Raw genomic sequence first — 17,133 nt, forward strand, 5'->3', positions numbered from 1 at the left:
AGGCTTCCGCCATGACTGCGCCTGCCGCCGCCCGGGCCCGTTACGACCGGGCCACCGCCCATCTCGACGCCCCCCTCGCGATCGTGGACCTGGACGCGTTCGACGCCAACGCGGACGACCTGCTGCGCCGGGCCGGGGGCAAGCCCGTGCGGGTCGCCAGCAAGTCGGTGCGCTGCCGGGCCCTGCTGGAGCGGGTCCTGGCCAAGGACGGCTTCCGGGGCGTCATGTCGTTCACCCTGGCCGAGTCGCTGTGGCTGGCGCGGTCGGGGTTCGAGGACGTGCTGCTGGCCTATCCGTCCGCCGACCGGGCGCGCTTCGCGGAGCTGGCCGCCGATCCGAAGCTCGCCGGTGCCGTCACCGTGATGATCGACGATCCGGCGCACCTGGACCTCATCGACGCGGCCCGCGACGGCGGGCGCGAAGTCGTGCGGGTCTGCCTGGAGTTGGACACCTCGCTGCGGCTGCTGGGCGGCCGGGTGCGGATCGGCGCGCGGCGCTCGCCGATCCGCTCCCCCGCCCGACTGGCCGAACTGGCGCGCTCGGTGGTCCGGCGGCCGGGCTTCCGGCTGGTGGGGATCATGGCGTACGAGGGGCATGTCGCCGGGGTCGGGGACGCGGTCGCGGGGCGGCCGCTGCGGTCCCGGGCGATCCGGCTGATGCAGGCCGCCGCCCGGCGGGAGCTGGCCGAGCGGCGGGCCGCGGTCGTCCGGGCGGTGCGGGCCGTCGCCCCGGACCTGGAGTTCGTGAACGGCGGCGGCACCGGCAGCGTGCAACACACCGCCGCCGAGGACGCGGTCACGGAGATAGCCGCCGGCTCGGGGCTGTTCGTGCCGCGCCTGTTCGACAACTACACCTCCTTCACCGGCCGTCCGGCGGCCCTGTTCGCGCAACCGGTGGTCCGGCGGCCCGGTGTGGGCGTGGTGACCGTGCTCGGCGGCGGCTATCCGGCCTCCGGCGCCGCCGGGAGCGACCGGCTGCCGGTGCCGTATCTGCCCGAGGGGCTGCGGTACGACCCGCAGGAGGGCCCCGGGGAGGTGCAGACCCCGCTGCTCGGCTCGCCCGCCGACGACCTGCTCATCGGCGACAAGGTGTGGTTCCGGCACGCCAAGGCGGGCGAGCTGTGCGAGCGGTTCGAGGCGCTGCACCTGATCGAGGGGGACACGGTGACCGCGACCGTGCCGACCTACCGGGGTGAGGGGCACACCTTCCTGTGAGGCGTCCTACAGGGGTGTGACGTAGGCGCCGGTGAGGCCGCCGTCCACGAGGAAGTCGGTGGCGTTGACGAAGGAGGAGTCGTCGCTGGCCAGGAAGGCGACGGCGGCGGCGATCTCCTCGGCCTCGGCGAACCGGCCGGCGGGGATGTGCACCAGGCGGCGCGCGGCGCGCTCGGGGTCCTTGGCGAACAGCTCCCGGAGCAGCGGGGTGTTGACCGGGCCGGGGCACAGGGCGTTGACCCGGATGCCCTCCCGGGCGAACTGCACGCCGAGTTCCCGGGACATGGCGAGGACCCCGCCCTTGGAGGCGGTGTAGGAGATCTGGCTGGTGGCGGCGCCCATGCGGGCCACGAAGGACGCGGTGTTGATGACGGAGCCCTTGCCCTGGCGCCGCATGTAGGGGATGGCGGCCTTGCAGCACAGGTACACGGAGGTGAGGTTGACCTCCTGGACGCGCTTCCACGCCTCCAGGCCGGTCTCGATGATGGAGTCGTCGTCGGGCGGGGAGATGCCGGCGTTGTTGAAGGCGACGTCGACGCTGCCGTAGGTGTCGTACGCCGCCTGGAACAGCGCCTCGACCTGGTCGGGGTCGGTGACGTCGGTCCTGACGAAGAGTCCGCCCACCTCCCCGGCCGCGGCCTTGCCGGTGGTCTCGTCGATGTCCGCGCAGACCACGCGGGCCCCTTCGGAGGCGAGGCGGCGGGCGCTGGCGAGGCCGATGCCGCTGCCGGCTCCGGTCACGACGGCGGTACGGCCGGTCAGGCGGCGGCAGACATGGTTGTCGGTCACTGTGCGGGGCCCTCCGTGCTGATGAAGACGTTCTTGGTCTCGGTGAAGGCGGTCAGGGCGTCGGGGCCGAGCTCGCGGCCGAGGCCGGACTGCTTGAAGCCGCCGAACGGGGTCCAGTAGCGGACGCTGGAGTGGGAGTTCACGGACAGGTTCCCCGCGCGGACCGCCTGGGAGACACGCAGGGCGCGGCCCAGGTCCCGGGTCCAGACGGAGCCGGACAGACCGTAGGGGGTGTCGTTGGCGAGGCGGACGGCGTCCTGCTCGTCGGTGAAGGGGAGCAGGACGGCCACGGGGCCGAAGATCTCCTCGCGGGCCGCCCGGCTGTCGTGCCGCTCCCCCGTGAGCACGGTCGGCGGGAACCAGAAGCCGGGGCCGTCGGGGGCGCTGCCGCGCAGGGCCGGGGCGTCGTCGGGGACGTAGGACCGTACGCGCTCCCGTTGCCGTGCCGAGATCAGCGGGCCCATCCGGGTCTTCTCGTCGGCCGGGTCGCCGACGACCACGGCGGCCAGCGCGTCGGCGAGCAGGGCCCGGGCCTCGTCCAGCACGCTCTCCTGGACCAGGAGGCGGGTGCGGGCGCAGCAGTCCTGGCCGCAGTTGTCGAGGAAGGAGAACGGGTCGAGGGCGGCGGGGAGGTCGGCGTCGGCGAAGACGACGTTGGGGCTCTTGCCGCCGAGTTCGAGGGTGACCGGTTTGACCAGGCGGGCGCAGCGTTCCATGACCTCGCGGCCGGTGCGGGTGGAACCGGTGAAGACGATCTTGGCGACGTCCGGGTGGTCCACCAGGGCGCGGCCGGCGGTGGTGCCGTAGCCGGGCAGCACCTGGAAGAGGTGTTCGGGCAGACCGGCCTCCAGGGCCAGGCCGGCGAGGCGGAGCGCGGTGAGCGGGGTGGCCTCGGCGGGCTTGAGGACGACGGCGTTGCCCGCGGCGAGCGCCGGGAAGGAGCCCCAGGCGGCGATCGGCATGGGGAAGTTCCAGGGGGCGATGACGCCGACCACGCCGAGGGGTTCGTGGAAGGTGACGTCCCAGCCGCCGGGTGCCGGGATCTGGCGGCCGAGCAGGCGTTCGGCGCCGCCGGCCGCGTACAGGAGCAGGTCGCGGACGTTGCCGGCCTCCCAGCGGGCGTTGCCGAGGGTGTGCCCGGCCTCGCGGACCTCCAGCCGGGCGAGTTCCTCGGTGCGGGCGTCGACCACGTCCGCGAAGCGGCGCAGCAGCCGGGCCCGGTCGGCGGGGGCGAGGGCGGCCCAGGTCCGCTGGGCCCGTACGGCCCGTGCGACGGCGGCGGCGACGTCCTCCTCGCTCGCGGCGGGGGCGGTGGCGACGATCTCCTCGGTGGCGGGGTTGAGGACGGTCAGCTCGTTCGGGTCGGACACGTGGTGACCTTTCACAGGCGTTCGAAGGAGCGGCGCAGCTCCCAGTCGGTGACCGCGGCGTCGAAGGCGTCCAGCTCGACGCGCGCCATGTTGCGGTAGTGCGCTACCACCTCGTCGCCGAAGGCGGCCTTGGCGATCGGGCTGTCCTCCCACAGCCCGGCGGCCTCCCTCAGGGTGGTCGGGACGTGTTCGAACCCGGCGGTGTAGGCGTTTCCGGGGCAGGGCTCGGGCAGTTCGAGCCGGTGCTCGATGCCGTACAGGCCGGCCGCGACCAGTCCGGCGACGGCGAGGTGAGGGTTGACGTCGCCGCCGGGGAGGCGGTTCTCGAAGCGCAGGGAGCGGCCGTGGCCGACCACGCGCAGGGCGCAGGTGCGGTTGTCGTGGCCCCAGGCGACGGCGGTGGGCGCGAAGGAGCCGGGCTGGAACCGCTTGTAGGAGTTGATGTTGGGGGCGTACAGGAGGCAGAAGTCGCGCAGGGCGGCGAGCTGTCCGGCGAGGAAGTGCCGCATCACGTCGGACATGCCGTCGGGGCCGGCCATCGCGTTGCGGCCGTCGGCGTCGGCGAGGGAGAGGTGGATGTGGCAGGAGTTGCCCTCGCGTTCGTTGTACTTGGCCATGAAGGTGATCGAGACGCCCTCCTGGGCGGCGATCTCCTTGGCGCCGGTCTTGTACAGGGCGTGCTGGTCGCAGGTGCGCAGGGCCTCGGCGTAGCGGAAGGCGATCTCGTGCTGGCCGGGGTTGCACTCGCCCTTGGCGGACTCCACGGTGAGGCCGGCGCCGGCCATGTCGTTGCGCAGCCGGCGCAGCAGGGGTTCGACGCGGCCGGTGCCGAGGATGGAGTAGTCGACGTTGTACTGGTTGGCGGGGGTCAGGCCGCGGTAGCCCGCGTCCCAGGCCGCCTCGTAGCTGTCCTTGAAGACGATGAACTCCAGCTCGGTGCCGACCTGGGCGGTGTAGCCGAGGGCGGCGAGCCGCTCCAGCTGGCGGCGCAGGATCTGGCGGGGGGCGACGGCGACCGGGGTGCCGTCGTTCCAGGCGAGGTCGGCCAGGAGCAGGGCGGTGCCGGGGTGCCAGGGGACGCGGCGCAGGGTGGCGGGGTCGGGGCGCATGGCGAAGTCGCCGTAGCCGCGCTCCCAGGAGGACATCGCGTAGCCGTCGACGGTGTTCATCTCGGGGTCGACCGCGAGGAGGTAGTCGCAGCCCTCGGTGCCGTGGTGGAGGACCTCGTCGAGGAAGAAGCGGGCGGCGAACCGCTTGCCCTGGAGCCGGCCCTGCATGTCGGGGAAGGCCAGGACGACGGTGTCGATCTCTCCGCCGGCGACGAGCGCGTGCAGTTCCTCGACGCTGAGCGGGGGTGTGCGGTCTGCCACGGGAGAGCCTCCTTCGGCGCCAACGCGCTTTTCCCGGCCGGACCGGGAGCCATAAGGTATTGCCGGGAACCATTGGTTGGGAAGGGGGCACGGCGGATGGCGCGGGAGGCGCGACCGGACACGGCGCGGGACCGGCTCGCCTCGGTGCTGCGGCCGGTGCGAGCGGGCAACGGCTTCGAGGAGGCGCTGGAGCAGATCCTCCAGGTCGTCCGGCTGGGCCTGGTACCGGACGGCGGGCGACTGCCGGCCGAGCGGGAGCTGGCCGAGCGGCTCGGGATCAGCCGGGTGACGCTGCGCGAGGTGCTGAAGGTGCTCCAGGACCAGGGGCTGGTCCAGGCGCGGCGCGGGCGGTACGGCGGAACGTTTGTGCTGCCGCGTCCGGACGCGGGCGGCGAGGACGAGCTGCGGCGCCGGGTGGCCGGGGTCGACATCGAGGACGTCCTGCGCTTCCGCGAGGTGCTGGAGGTGGGCGCGGCCGGGCTGTGCGCGGCGCACGGGCTGGCCGGGGAGGGCGCGCGGCGGCTGCGCGAGGCGCTGGAGCGCACGCACGAGGCCCCGCTCACGGACTACCGGCGGGCGGACACGCTGCTGCACCTGACGCTGGCCGAGCTGTGCGGCTCGCCGTCGCTGGCCGCGCGCTACGCGGCGGTCCGGGCCACCGTGAACGACCTGCTGGACTGCATCCCGCTGCTGGTGCGCAACCTGGAGCACTCCCAGCGGCAGCACACCGCGCTGGTGGAGGCGGTGCTGGAGGGGGACGCGGACGGGGCCCGGGAGATGATGCGCGAGCACTGCGCGGGCACGGCGGCGCTGCTGCGGGGCTTCCTCACCTGACCCGGCCATACAAAGGTTCGAGTGGACACCTTTGCAGAGGCGCTCTTGAAGCGGGCGCCGTGATCGAGCACGGTGGGACGACGACCGCCGGGATCCCGGGGAGGGCTGCATGACGGCACGGCCGCTGATCGGCGTGAGCACGTATCTGGAGCCCGGCGCGCGCTGGGGGGTGTGGGCACTGGAGGCGGTGCTGCTGCCGACCGCGTACACACGGCTCGTGCAGCGGGCCGGCGGGGTGGCGCTCCTGCTGCCGCCGGACGCGCCCGAACGGGCCGCCGCGGCACTGGCCCCGCTGGACGCCCTGGTCATCGCGGGCGGCCCGGACGTCGACCCGGCCCGGTACGGCGCCGAGCGCTCCCCGCGCACCGGGCCGCCCGCGCCCGAGCGGGACACCTGGGAACTCGCGCTGATCGAGGCCGCGCTGGCGGCGCGCGTGCCCCTGCTCGGCGTCTGCCGGGGCATGCAGCTGCTGAACGTCGCCCTGGGCGGCACGCTGGTGCAGCACCTGGACGGGCACGTGGAGAGGGTCGGCGTGTTCGGCGGGCACCCGGTGAAGCCGGTGCCGGGGACGCTGTACGGCGGGATCGTCCCGGACGAGCTGACCGTGCCGACGCACCACCACCAGGCGGTGGAGCGGCTCGGCGCCGGGCTCGTGCCCTCGGCCTACGCGGCGGACGGCACCGTGGAGGCCGTGGAGCTGCCCCCCGACCGGGGCTGGGTGCTCGGGGTGCAGTGGCACCCCGAGCAGAGCGACGACCTGCGGGTCATGCGCGCCCTGGTCGCAGCCGCTTCCTGAGCCAGGCCAGGGCCGCGTCGCCCTGGGCGCGCTGGAAGGGGCGCAGGGTGGGCAGGCCGGGCGGGGCCGGTTGCAGCGAGCCGCGCAGGAAGTAGCCGGCGAGGGCGGCCAGCGCCGCGGTCACGGCGGCCGGGTCCGCGGCCCGGCCCAGCGGGTGCGCGGTGAACACCTCGTCGGGGTCCGGTCCGCCCTGCGCCCGCACGCACGGCAGCATCACCAGCAGGTCGAACCAGGGCGCGGCGCGCAGGGCGTGCGGCCAGTCCACGAAGACGACGCCTCCGTCGTCCGCGAGCAGGATGTTGTCCGCGCGCAGGTCGCCGTGGGCCAGGGTGTCCCCGGTCGCGCCCTCGGCCCACCCGGCCGCCAGCGCGGCCAGCTCCGGCAGCCGGCCGGCGGTCCACTCGCCCAGCCGGCCCCGTACGTCACCGGCCTCGCCGTCGGCCAGCCGGCGCCAGCCGGAGAAGGCGTCGGCCAGGTCCTCGGCGACGGGCGGGGCGTCGACCTCGGGGGCGTCGGTGCGGGCGAGCACGGTCACGGCGTCGAGCACCCGGCGCAGTTCCGCCGGCCGCCAGGGCACGTGCGGCTGGCGGCCCGCCACCTCCTCGAAGACCAGCGCCACCCAGGTGCCGTCGTCGTACGAGCCGAGCAGCCGGGGCGCGGGCACGGCGGCCGGCAGCGCGGCGGCGTGCCGGGCCTCCTTGCGGTGCAGGCCGGGGCTGTGCGGGTTGGCCTCGGCGCTCACCGCCTTGACGAAGCCGGTGCGGCCGGTGGCGGTGCGGACCCGGGCCGCGACGCCCGGGGAGAAGCCGCCGGGCTGGGTCACGGCGCGTACCACCGGGCCGCCCAGCACGTCGCCGACGGCGTCACGGACGACGGCCGGGAGGGTCTCCCAGGAGGCGCGGACGCCTGCGGCGGGCGGAGCGGTGAGGGTCATGCGCAGCCATGGTGTCGGGGGGCGGAGGGTTCGGCCACCTCTTTTTTGGGGGCGGGTGGGTTGGGCGCGGAGGCGCGTCGTGGGGTGTAGGTCGTTGTTCGCCGGGTGCGGGTGGTTCGTGGCCGAGCGCGCCGCCCTTCGGGGGGTGTCTCGCCGTCGTCTGGTGCGGGTGCGTCGTGGCTGGGCGCGCCGTTCCCCGCGCCCCTTCCGGGGTGTCTCGCCGTCGTCTGGTGCGGGTGCGTCGTGGCTGGGCGCGCCGTTCTCCCCGCACCCCCTCCTTCCGGGGCTCACGCTCGTGTGAGTGACAGGAGTTCTCTTGCGGGGCCTGTGGGGCGGTGGCCGGTGGGCCAGACCGCTCGTAGGGCGCGGCGCAGGGGGACGCCCTCCACGGGGATGCTGACCAGGCGGCGCAGGGACAGTTCCTCGCCCACCGCCAGTTCGCTGAGGACGGAGGGGCCCGCGCCGCTGACCGCGGAGGCCTTGACCGCCGTGGTCGAGGACAGCTCGATCAGGGGGCGGGCCAGACCGCCGAGCGCCGCGTCCAGGACCTGACGGGTGCCGGAACCGCGCTCCCGGAGGATGAGCGGGGTGGAGGCCAGCTCCGCCGCCGTCAGGGGCCGCCGGCGCCGCGCCCACGGGTGGCCGGGCGCGGTGACGACGATCAGCCGGTCATGGGCGATGACCGTGGAGTCCAGGCCGGTCGGCACGTTCAGGCCCTCCACGAACCCGAGGTCCGCCTCCCCGGCCAGCAGCAGCTCCGCGACCTTCGCCGAGTTGCCCGCGAGCAGCGAGACGGCCGTGTCGGGCCGCTCGGCGTGCAGCGCGAGCAGCCAGCCGGGCAGCAGGTACTCGGCGATGGTCATGCTGGCCGCGACCCGGAGCCGGGAGTCGCGCCGGTCCCGCAGCGCCCGCGCGCCCGCGTCGAAGGCGGCCGCCGCCTCCACCACCCGGCGGGCCCAGTCGGTGACCAGGGCGCCCGCGTCGGTGAGCCGGGAGCCGCGCGGGGAGCGGTCGACGAGGGCCACGCCCAGCTGCCGTTCCATGGAGCGCAGCCGGCTGCTCGCGGCCGGCTGGGTGATGCCGACCTCGCGGGCCGCCGCGCCCAGACTGCCCAGCCGCGCCACCGCGAGCAGCAGCTCCAGCGCGGCCAGGTCCGGCACCCGGTGCGCCAGAGATTCCGTGCGTTCCCGCTGTCCCTCGGCCCTGCTCATAAGACCAGCTTATGCCCTCATAGACAGGAACTCCCTGGTCAGGGCGGAATCACCGGGAGACGGTGGGCGCATGATCCCCGCAGCCCAGCCCCGCACGTCGCCGGTCAGACACCTCGGCCCCAACTGGTACGCCTCCGTGATGGGCACCGCCGTCGTCGGCTCCGCCGGTGTCGCGCTGCCCGCGCCGGCGAACGGGCCGCGCGCCGTCTTTGCCGCCTTCTGGGTGCTGTCGCTGCTGCTGCTCGTGGCCCTGCTGGCCGCCCGCGCCGTGCACTGGGCCCGCCACCGCGACCAGGCCCGCGCCCACCTCCTCGACCCGGCCATGGCCCCCTTCCACGCCTGCCTGGCGATGGCGCTGCTGTCGGTGGGCGGCGGCGCCCTGACGGCCGGCCGGGACGTGATCGGCACCCGCGCGGCCGTCGCCCTGGACACCGTGCTGTACACCGCCGGTACGGCGGCCGGGCTCGGGGCCGCCGTCGCCGTGCCGTACCTGATGGCCGTACGGCACCGGGTCGAGCCCGGCCAGGCCAGCCCGGTGTGGCTGCTGCCGCTGGTCGCGCCCATGGTGTCGGCCGCGTGCGGCCCGGCGCTGGTCCCGCATCTGCCGCCGGGCCAGCCCCGGGAGACCCTGCTGCTGGCCTGCCTCGCGCTGTTCGGCGTGAGCCTGCTGGCCGTCCTGCTGATGCTCCCGCTCGTCTTCGCCCGGCTGATCACCGCCGGGCCGCTGCCGCTCGCGCTCACCCCGACCCTGTTCCTGGTGCTCGGCCCGCTCGGGCAGTCCGCCACCGCCACGGGGGTGATCGCGGACGCCGCGCCCGGGGTCGTACCGGCCCCCTACGACGGTGGCCTCGCGGTCTTCGCCGTGCTGTACGGGGTGCCCGTGATGGGGTTCGCGCTGCTCTGGCTGGCGCTGGCGACCGCGCACGTGGTGCGGGCCCGGCGGCACGGGATGGGGTTCGCGCTGACCTGGTGGGCGTTCACCTTCCCGGTGGGCACCTGTGTCACCGGCGCGGCCGCCCTGGCCCGGCACACCGGTCTGGCGGTGTACGAGGCGCTGGCCGTGGGTCTGTACGTCGTCCTGGTGGCGGCCTGGCTCGCGGCGGCCCGCGGCACCGTGCGCGGCCTGCTCAGCGGCGAGCTGCTCGCAGGGCCTCGGCCAGCACCCTTGGTGCTCGCGTCAGGGACGGCCCGTACCACGTCAGGTGCCGTCCGCTGACCAGGGCACAGGGCAGGCCGGGGAAGGCCTCGGGGCCGTCGTCGGCGGTGAAGCGGTAGGGCTCGTCGGGCAGGACGACCAGGTCCGGGGCCGCCGCGCGCAGCTCGGTCACCGGGACGCGCGGATAGCGGTCGGGGTGGCCGGCGTGGAGATGGTCGACGCCGAGGCGGGCCAGGACGTCACCCGCGAAGGTGTCCCGGCCGAGGACCATCCAGGGCCGGCGCCAGACGGGCACGACCGCCGTCGTACGCTCCGCGGGCTCGGGCAGCGCCGCCCAGGCCCGCTCCGCCGCGTCCAGCCAGCCGGGCCGGCCCGGGGCACCGCACGCGGTGAGCACCCGGTCCAGCTCGCCGAAGGCCTGCGGCACGCGCCGTACCTCGGTGACCAGGACCTCGAGGCCGGCCGCGCGCAGGGCGTCGAGGTCGGCGGCGCGGTTCTCCTCCTCGTTGGCGATCACCAGGTCCGGTGCGAGGGAGACGATCCGGTCCAGCCGGGGGTTCTTCGTGCCGCCGATCCGGGCGACGTCCAGGTCCGCCGGGTGGGTGCACCAGTCGGTGGCGCCGACGAGGGCGCCGGGCAGTGTCACCGCGACGGCCTCGGTCAGGGAGGGGACCAGGGAGACCACCCGCGTCACGGCGCCGCCTTCCGCCCGCCGCTCAGCGGGCCTTGTTCTGGACGGCCTCGATGTGCTCGGCGACCGCCACCACGATGATCCGGGTGTCGGGGACCGTGGCCCGCCAGCGGTGCCGGACGCCACCGGTCAGATACAGGGTGTCGCCCCGGCCGAGGCGGTAGGCGCGGCCCTCCGCCTCGATCTCCACCGCGCCGTCGGCGACGTACATCAGCTCGTCGTTGCGGTGCTGGAGCTCGCGGCCGGCGTCGTGGTCGCCGGTGAACTCGGAGGCGTGCAGCTGGTGGTGGCCGCGCACCAGGGCGCGCGTGCGCGGGTCGAAGTCGCCCTCGGCGACCGGCTCGGCGCGCACCACGTCCACGCTGGCCGCCGGGTCGGCGGCGGCGAGGAGTTCGACGGCCGTGGTGCGCAGGGCGTCGGCCAGCTTCTCCAGGGAGGTGCTGCTCGGGCGGGCCCGGTCGTTCTCCACCTGACTGAGGAAGGGCACCGACAGGCCGCTGCGCTCGGCCACGACGGCGAGGGTCAGTTCCAGCGCGCGGCGGCGCCGCCGGACGGCCGCGCCCACCCGCACGGGCTGCTGCTCTTTGTGGTCGCCCATCGCTCCGGCTCCCTCCCTCACTCGTCGTACCGCTGTCCGGGTGCCCCTTACGGGGCGCCCCTCTTCTGATGACTTCTCTGCACCCTACGCATGTTCGGCAAACCGTTTCACGTGCCTGTCACATCCCCGACATCTCCCTGATCCTCCACCCTCACTGTTCGCGCCAGTATCCCGGGGTGGCAACGGGCTCCGGCGCCGGTGCTCCGGGCGGATGAAGACACCGACCGGCCGGGCCCGGCCGGGGGCCGGGGCCAGGGGTCGTCACGCCAGGTGATTGGCCGGAAGTGTGTCGTCGCCGGAAAAGCCCGAGGGGCGGGCGGCACCGGTCGCGGTCACGCGTCCGGCGGCACCCGCCCCTCGGGAGGCGGTCCGGGCCGGTCAGGTCACCCGGCCGCCTCGCTGTGGGTGCCGGTCCTGGCGACGGGGGCCCACTTGTCGACCAGACCGGGGTGGTCGCGCAGCCAGCCGCGGACGGCGTCCTGCTCCTTGCCCTTGCCGGCCTTCTGGATGCGGGCCTCCAGGCCGGTCAGCTGCTCCTCGGTCATCGAGAAGTCCTTCAGCCACCGGCCGACCAGCGGGTTGTCGGCGGTGAAGCCCTTGCGGGCGAGGGTGTGCACGCCGTCGCCCTTGCCCCAGGCGCCCTTGGGGTCCTTGAGCTTCTTCAGGTCGTAGTCGCTGTACGCCCAGTGCGGCGACCACAGGGTGACGAGGACCGGCTGGTGCCGGGCGTAGGCGCGCTTCAGCTCGGCGAGCATGGCCGGGGTGGAGCCGTCGACCACGTCGTAGGTGCCCTCGAGGCCGTACTCCTTCAGCACCGTGCTCTTCAGCAGGCTCATCATGCCCGCGCTGGGCTCGATGCCGATGATCTTCCCGTCGAACTCGGAGGCGTGCTCCTCGAGGTCGGCCAGGGAATCGACGTCCTTGACATAGGAGGGCACGGACAGCTCCAGGGACGTGGGGCCGTACCACTTGCCGAGGTCGTCCAGCTGCTTGCCGTACTTCGTCCAGTACTCGGCGTGCGTGGTGGGCAGCCAGGAGTCGGTCTGGAAGTCGAGCTGGCCGGTGGCGAGTCCGGTGTAGAGCGGGCCGGCCGCGTACTGGGTCGTGCTCACCTTGAAGCCGCGCTCCTGGAGGATCTCCTTCCACAGGAACGTGGAGGCGATGCCCTCGTCCCAGGGGATGTAGCCGATCCGGATCTCCTTGCCCTTGCCGACGTCCGTGCCGGAGGCCTCGGAGGTGCCCGCGGAGGGACCGAAGACGCCGAGTCCGCCCGCGACGAGGGCGAGGACGACCACGCCGGCGAGGGCGACGGCCGGGCGCGGACGGTACGACCACGCGCGCGTGCGTGCCTTCGCGGCGGCCCTGCGGCCCAGCGGGGAGAGCTGGGTGCCGAGCGCGCCGGTGACCCGGTCCAGGTAGATGGCGAGGACGACGATGCCGACGCCCGCCTCGAAGCCGTAGCCGATGTCGAGCTGGCCGATGGCCTCGTTGACGGCGCCGCCGAGGCCGCCGGTGCCGACCATGCCGGCGATGACGACCATGGACAGGCCCAGCATGATCACCTGGTTGACGCCGGCCATGATGGTCGGCAGGGCGAGCGGCAGCTGGACCCGCCACAGGATGTTCCGCGGGGTCGTACCGAACGCCTCGGCGGCCTCGACCAGTTCGGCGTCGACCTGGCGGATGCCCAGCTCGGTCATGCGGACGCCGGGGGCGAGCGCGAAGATCAGGGTGGCGACCACGCCGGCGGCGGTGCCCAGCCCGAAGAAGAGCATGGCCGGGATCAGCAGCACCATCGAGGGCATGGTCTGGAGCAGGTCCAGCACCGGCCGTACGGCGGCACTGACCGCCTTGGAACGGGCGGCCCAGACGCCCAGCGGGAGGGAGATCACCAGGGCGATCACGGTCGCCACCAGGACCAGGGCGAGGGTGGACATCGCCCGGTCCCACAGGTCGAGCGAGTCGACCAGGGCGAACCCGGCGAAGGCGAGGACACCGGCGAGCAGCCCGCGCAGCCACCAGGCGACGACGGCGAGGATGCCGGCCATCAGCAGCGGCTGGGGTGCGGCCAGCAGGGTGTCGAGGCCGTCGTACATGCCCTCCATGACCGCCTTGACGGCGTCGAACAGCCAGGAGAGGTGGCCGACCAGCCAGTCCACGCCGGAGTCGACCCAGTCGCCGAGGTGGATCCTAGGCATGGCTGATCACCTTCCCCTCGGGGTTGTCGCAGGCCACGGGGGCGGTCGCCTCGTCGCCGAGGAAGCCGAGCAGGCGCTGCCGTGGCACCACCCCGACGACCCGGCCCGCGCCGTCCACCACCGAGACCCGGTGGGACAGCCGGGCGCTGAGCGCGCACAGCTCCGTGAACGGCGTCTCGCGGGTCGCCGTCTCGCAGCCGCACAGCGGCGCGTCGGCGGTCACCGAGGTGTCCATGAGGGCGCCCGCCGTCAGCACCCGGGAGCGGTCCACGTCCTGGATGAAGGAGGCCACGTAGTCGTTCGCGGGGCGCAGCAGGATGTCCTCGGCGGTACCGGTCTGCACGATGCGGCCGTCCCGCATGACGGCGACGCGGTCACCGAGGCGCATGGCCTCGTTGAGGTCGTGGGTGATGAAGACGATCGTCTTCTTCAGGGTCTTCTGGAGCTCCAGCAGCTGGTCCTGCATGTCGCGCCGGATCAGCGGGTCCAGGGCGCTGAAGGACTCGTCCATCAGCAGCAGGTCCGCGTCGGTGGCGAGGGCGCGGGCCAGGCCGACGCGCTGCTGCATGCCGCCGGACAGCTCGTCGGGCCAGGAGGACTCCCAGCCGGCCAGGCCGCACAGGGCGAGCGCCTCGTCGGCGCGGCGCTCGCGCTCGGCGCGGGGCACGCCCTGCACTTCCAGGCCGTAGGCGGCGTTGTCGCGGACACTGCGGTGCGGGAACAGCGCGAAGTGCTGGAAGACCATGCTGATCTTCCTGGAGCGCAGTTCGCGCAGCGCCCGGTCGCCGAGCGCGGTCAGGTCCTGCCCGTCGAAGCGCACGCTGCCCGCAGTCGGCTCCAGCAGCCCGTTGAGCATGCGCAGCAGGGTGGACTTGCCGGAGCCCGACAGTCCCATCACGACGAAGATCTCGCCGGCCTCGACGCTGAAGGAGGCGTCGATCACGGCGGCCGTCGCGCCGTCCGCGCGCAGCTCCGCCCGGTCGGCGCCACGCCGCAGCCGCTCCACCGCGTCGTCGGGTCGTCTTCCGAACACCTTGAACAGATGCTCTGCCTCAAGCCTGGGTGACACGCGCACCTCTCGTCTCCGGGGACAGGACAGAGGCCGCGCCTCCCCAGGTCAAGCTTGGGCAAACCCGCAAGTGGCGGGGTTCACGGCAGTGCGCGTCACGCAACGCGTTCCCGGTCCGCGGGCGCTGTCGGTGCCGTGCGGCATGATGCGTGCGTGACCGGACGACTCATGCTTCTCGACACCGCCTCGCTGTACTTCCGCGCCTACTTCGGCGTCCCGGACTCGGTGCGCGCGCCGGACGGCACGCCCGTCAACGCGGTGCGCGGGCTGCTCGACTTCATCGACCGGCTGGTCAAGGACCACCGGCCGGACCACCTGGTGGCCTGCATGGACGCCGACTGGCGCCCGCGGTGGCGGGTGGACCTCATCCCCACCTACAAGGCGCACCGGGTCGCCGAGGAGCACACCGGCGCGCCGGACGCGGAGGAGGTGCCGGACACCCTGGCCCCGCAGGTGCCGGTGATCGAGGAGGTGCTGGACGCGATCGGCATCGCGCGCGTGGGCGTCGCGGAGTACGAGGCGGACGACGTGATCGGCACGTTCACCGCGCGGGCCCGGGGCCCGGTCGACATCGTCACCGGCGACCGCGATCTGTACCAGCTGGTGGACGACGAGCGCGGGGTCCGGGTGCTGTATCCGCTCAAGGGCGTCGGCACGCTCCAGGTGACCGACGAGGCGGTGCTGCGCGAGAAGTATGGCGTCGACGGGCGCGGGTACGCGGATCTGGCGCTGCTGCGCGGCGACCCCAGCGACGGTCTGCCGGGCGTGGCCGGGATCGGCGAGAAGACGGCCGCCAAGCTGCTCGCCGAGTTCGGCGACCTGGCCGGGATCATGGCCGCGGTCGACGACCCGGGGGCGAAGCTGACGCCGTCGCAGCGCAAGCGGCTGACCGAGGCCCGGCCGTATCTGGCGGTCGCGCCGAAGGTGGTGCGGGTGGCCGACGACGTGCCGCTGCCGGAGGTCGGCACGGCCCTGCCGGACGCCCCGCGCGATCCGGCGGCGCTGGCCGGGCTGGCGCGCCGGTGGGGGCTCGGTGGCTCGCTGGAGCGCCTGCTGACCACACTGACGGGCTGAGCCGGGACGGAGGGGGCTGAGGGGGCGGGTCGGGCGACATCGAACGAAAGGTTCCGGCAAAAGACTCTCATCGGCGTCCCTGAGAGGGGTGTTGACCCGACCGAGGTGTTAACTTAGGTAAACCTAACCAACCGCCAGGAGGCCGTCATGGCAGAGCGCCCGGGACGAAAGCCGCGCAAGCCCCTTACCGCCCAGGTCGTGCGCACCGAACGGCTGACCCCGCACATGCAGCGTGTGGTGCTCGGCGGCACGGGTCTCGCCGGATTCGCCGCGGACACCTGCACCGACCACTACGTCAAGCTGCTGTTCGGCGCCGACGGCGTGAGCTACCCCGAGCCCTTCGACCTGGAGCGGATCCGCGCCGAGTTCCCGCGCGAGCAGTGGCCGGTGACCCGGACGTACACCGTGCGCGACTGGAACGCGGAGCGGGGCGAGCTGACCCTGGACTTCGTGATCCACGGCGACGAGGGCCTGGCCGGCCCCTGGGCCGCCCGCGTGCGGCCCGGCGAGACCGTGCGCTTCATGGGTCCCGGCGGCGCGTACGCGCCCGACCCGGAGGCCGACTGGCATCTGCTCGCCGGCGACGAGAGCGCGCTGCCGGCCATCGCCCGTGCCCTGGAGACGCTCCCCGCCGGCGCCCGCGCACACGCCTTCATCGAGGTCTCCGGCCCCGAGGAGGAGCAGAAGATCGACACCGGCGTACGGGTCGTCTGGCTGCACCGCGGCGACCGGCCGGTGGGCGAGGCCCTGCTGGAGGCCGTCCGCGGGCTCGAGTTCCCCGAGGGCCGGGTGCACGCCTTCGTGCACGGCGAGGCGGGCGTCGTCAAGGAACTGCGCCGGCTGCTGCGCATCGAGCGCCAGATCCCCCGCGAGGACCTGTCGATCTCCGGCTACTGGCGCCTCGGCCACAACGAGGACGGCTGGCAGGCCTCCAAGCGCGAGTGGAACGCCCGGGTGGAAGCCGAGCAGGAGGGCGACACGGCGACGGCTGCGGCGTGAGCGAGGGGACGCCCCCCTCATCAGCCGGGCCGGGCAGCGCCTGAGCACGCCGGGCGGCGGCACCCACCATGAGGTGCCGTCGCTTTCACCGGCCCTCTTCACCGCGCCGCCGCGATCGCCCCGTACCAGGGGTGGCTCAGTCCCCCCGCACCCGCGCGTGGAAGTGCATGTCGTGCCAGCCGTCCGGGTGCAGGAGGGCGCTGCGCTTGGTGCCCTCCAGGGCGAAGCCCGCCTTGGCGGCGGCCCGGCAGGACGCCTCGTTGACGGTGGCGTGGAAGAGTTCGAGGCGGTGGAAGCCGATCTCCTCGAAGGCCCAGTGGGACAGGGCGGCGGCGGCCCGGGCGGCGACACCCTGCCCCCGCGCCCGCGCCACCGTCCAGTACGCCACCTCGGCCACGCCGGCCCCGAGCAGTATCTGCCGCAGCGCGACCCGGCCCCGCAGTTCGTCCGTCCGCTCGTCCACGACGGCCCACTGCGCCTCGTTCTCGCCCGCCCACGACGCCTGCCACTGCGTGATCCAGCCGGCGGCCTCCTCCTCGGAGTCGCAGGCCCTCATGTGCCACTGGTGCATCGCCGGGTCCTGGAAGGCGGCGTGCACGGCGGGCGCGTCCTCGGCCCGCCAGGGACGCAGGACCAGGCCGTCGGCGGCGGCAAGGGTGGGCTGCGGAGCCCCGGCCAGGGCGCCGGCGGTCAGGACCGGCTTGATGAGAAAGGGCATGATCCACATCCTGCCGGGTCCACGCCCTGGGTCCCACCCTTTTCCGCTCACTCCCGGGTGACCACGCCGCCGCGCCCTTGACGCCGTCCCCGCTCCCCCCTCCACCGCCCCC

16 protein-coding genes are annotated in these 17,133 nt (G+C 74.2%); 6 read left to right on the top strand and 10 right to left on the bottom strand.

The annotated features are described in order from the left end of the window. Positions 1-11 precede the first annotated feature (11 nt). Positions 12-1,214, top strand: coding sequence for an amino acid deaminase/aldolase (locus IE251_RS23280; protein WP_189754944.1), 1,203 nt, complete (start codon positions 12-14; stop codon positions 1,212-1,214). A 6-nt stretch (positions 1,215-1,220) separates the two neighbouring features. Here the strand turns inward: IE251_RS23280 and IE251_RS23285 are convergent, their stop codons facing one another. Genes IE251_RS23285 through IE251_RS23295 form a run of 3 tightly spaced genes read right to left on the bottom strand, consistent with a single transcriptional unit; the run spans position 1,221 to position 4,743 of the window. Then, on the bottom strand, positions 1,221-2,003 hold the full coding sequence (locus IE251_RS23285) for a 3-oxoacyl-ACP reductase (RefSeq protein WP_189754945.1): 783 nt from the start codon (positions 2,001-2,003) through the stop codon (positions 1,221-1,223). After that, complete coding sequence (locus tag IE251_RS23290) at positions 2,000-3,373, bottom strand: aldehyde dehydrogenase family protein (protein WP_189754946.1); 1,374 nt, start codon at positions 3,371-3,373, stop codon at positions 2,000-2,002. The genes IE251_RS23285 and IE251_RS23290 overlap by 4 nt, the downstream gene beginning before the upstream one ends. An 11-nt stretch (positions 3,374-3,384) precedes the next feature. Continuing rightward, the gene (locus tag IE251_RS23295) at positions 3,385-4,743 is read right to left on the bottom strand and encodes a glutamine synthetase family protein (protein WP_189754947.1); all 1,359 of its coding nucleotides are present in this window, start codon (positions 4,741-4,743) and stop codon (positions 3,385-3,387) included. 96 nt (positions 4,744-4,839) lie between these two features. On the opposite strand from IE251_RS23295, the gene IE251_RS23300 reads away from it, so the two are divergent. Further along, positions 4,840-5,577, top strand: coding sequence for a FadR/GntR family transcriptional regulator (locus IE251_RS23300; RefSeq protein WP_189754948.1), 738 nt, complete (start codon positions 4,840-4,842; stop codon positions 5,575-5,577). Between the two features lie 109 nt (positions 5,578-5,686). Continuing rightward, positions 5,687-6,373: a gamma-glutamyl-gamma-aminobutyrate hydrolase family protein gene (locus IE251_RS23305; protein WP_189754949.1), complete on the top strand. Its 687-nt coding sequence runs from the start codon at positions 5,687-5,689 to the stop codon at positions 6,371-6,373. On the opposite strand, the gene IE251_RS23310 is transcribed toward IE251_RS23305, so the two are convergent. Both IE251_RS23310 and IE251_RS23315 read right to left on the bottom strand, forming a co-directional pair. Further along, a complete protein-coding gene (locus IE251_RS23310; RefSeq protein WP_189754950.1) occupies positions 6,342-7,307 on the bottom strand; it encodes a phosphotransferase in 966 nt (321 codons plus the stop codon). The two genes, IE251_RS23305 and IE251_RS23310, sit on opposite strands and share 32 nt — an antisense overlap. Before the next feature lie 287 nt (positions 7,308-7,594). Beyond that, positions 7,595-8,518 (bottom strand): LysR family transcriptional regulator, encoded by a 924-nt coding sequence (locus IE251_RS23315; protein ID WP_189754951.1) that lies wholly within the window; start codon positions 8,516-8,518, stop codon positions 7,595-7,597. Between the two features lie 70 nt (positions 8,519-8,588). Between IE251_RS23315 and IE251_RS23320 the strand changes: the two genes are divergently transcribed. Next, positions 8,589-9,734, top strand: a complete 1,146-nt coding sequence (locus IE251_RS23320; protein WP_189754952.1) for a TDT family transporter — start codon at positions 8,589-8,591, stop codon at positions 9,732-9,734. Here IE251_RS23320 and IE251_RS23325 read toward each other — a convergent pair. From IE251_RS23325 to IE251_RS23340, 4 genes are all read right to left on the bottom strand, one after another. Continuing rightward, a complete protein-coding gene (locus IE251_RS23325; RefSeq protein ID WP_189754953.1) occupies positions 9,646-10,368 on the bottom strand; it encodes a helical backbone metal receptor in 723 nt (240 codons plus the stop codon). The two genes, IE251_RS23320 and IE251_RS23325, sit on opposite strands and share 89 nt — an antisense overlap. 22 nt (positions 10,369-10,390) lie before the next feature. Then, positions 10,391-10,963: a helix-turn-helix domain-containing protein gene (locus tag IE251_RS23330; protein WP_189754954.1), complete on the bottom strand. Its 573-nt coding sequence runs from the start codon at positions 10,961-10,963 to the stop codon at positions 10,391-10,393. 383 nt (positions 10,964-11,346) lie between these two features. After that, positions 11,347-13,161 carry an ABC transporter permease/substrate binding protein gene (locus IE251_RS23335; protein ID WP_189754955.1) on the bottom strand — a complete coding sequence of 605 codons (1,815 nt, stop codon included), beginning with the start codon at positions 13,159-13,161 and terminating at the stop codon, positions 11,347-11,349. Continuing rightward, on the bottom strand, positions 13,154-14,230 hold the full coding sequence (locus IE251_RS23340) for a quaternary amine ABC transporter ATP-binding protein (protein ID WP_189754956.1): 1,077 nt from the start codon (positions 14,228-14,230) through the stop codon (positions 13,154-13,156). Before IE251_RS23340 ends, IE251_RS23335 begins: the two co-directional genes overlap by 8 nt. 153 nt (positions 14,231-14,383) lie before the next feature. Between IE251_RS23340 and IE251_RS23345 the strand changes: the two genes are divergently transcribed. Together IE251_RS23345 and IE251_RS23350 are read left to right on the top strand one after the other, a co-directional pair. Further along, a complete protein-coding gene (locus IE251_RS23345) occupies positions 14,384-15,304 on the top strand; it encodes a 5'-3' exonuclease (RefSeq protein WP_189754957.1) in 921 nt (306 codons plus the stop codon). Between the two features lie 147 nt (positions 15,305-15,451). Next, positions 15,452-16,303 carry a siderophore-interacting protein gene (locus IE251_RS23350; RefSeq protein ID WP_189754958.1) on the top strand — a complete coding sequence of 284 codons (852 nt, stop codon included), beginning with the start codon at positions 15,452-15,454 and terminating at the stop codon, positions 16,301-16,303. Between the two features lie 136 nt (positions 16,304-16,439). On the opposite strand, the gene IE251_RS23355 is transcribed toward IE251_RS23350, so the two are convergent. Beyond that, complete coding sequence (locus IE251_RS23355) at positions 16,440-17,021, bottom strand: GNAT family N-acetyltransferase (RefSeq protein ID WP_189754959.1); 582 nt, start codon at positions 17,019-17,021, stop codon at positions 16,440-16,442. Positions 17,022-17,133 lie beyond the last annotated feature (112 nt).

This window comes from Streptomyces eurythermus (assembly GCF_014649115.1).
GTDB lineage: Bacteria > Actinomycetota > Actinomycetes > Streptomycetales > Streptomycetaceae > Streptomyces > Streptomyces eurythermus.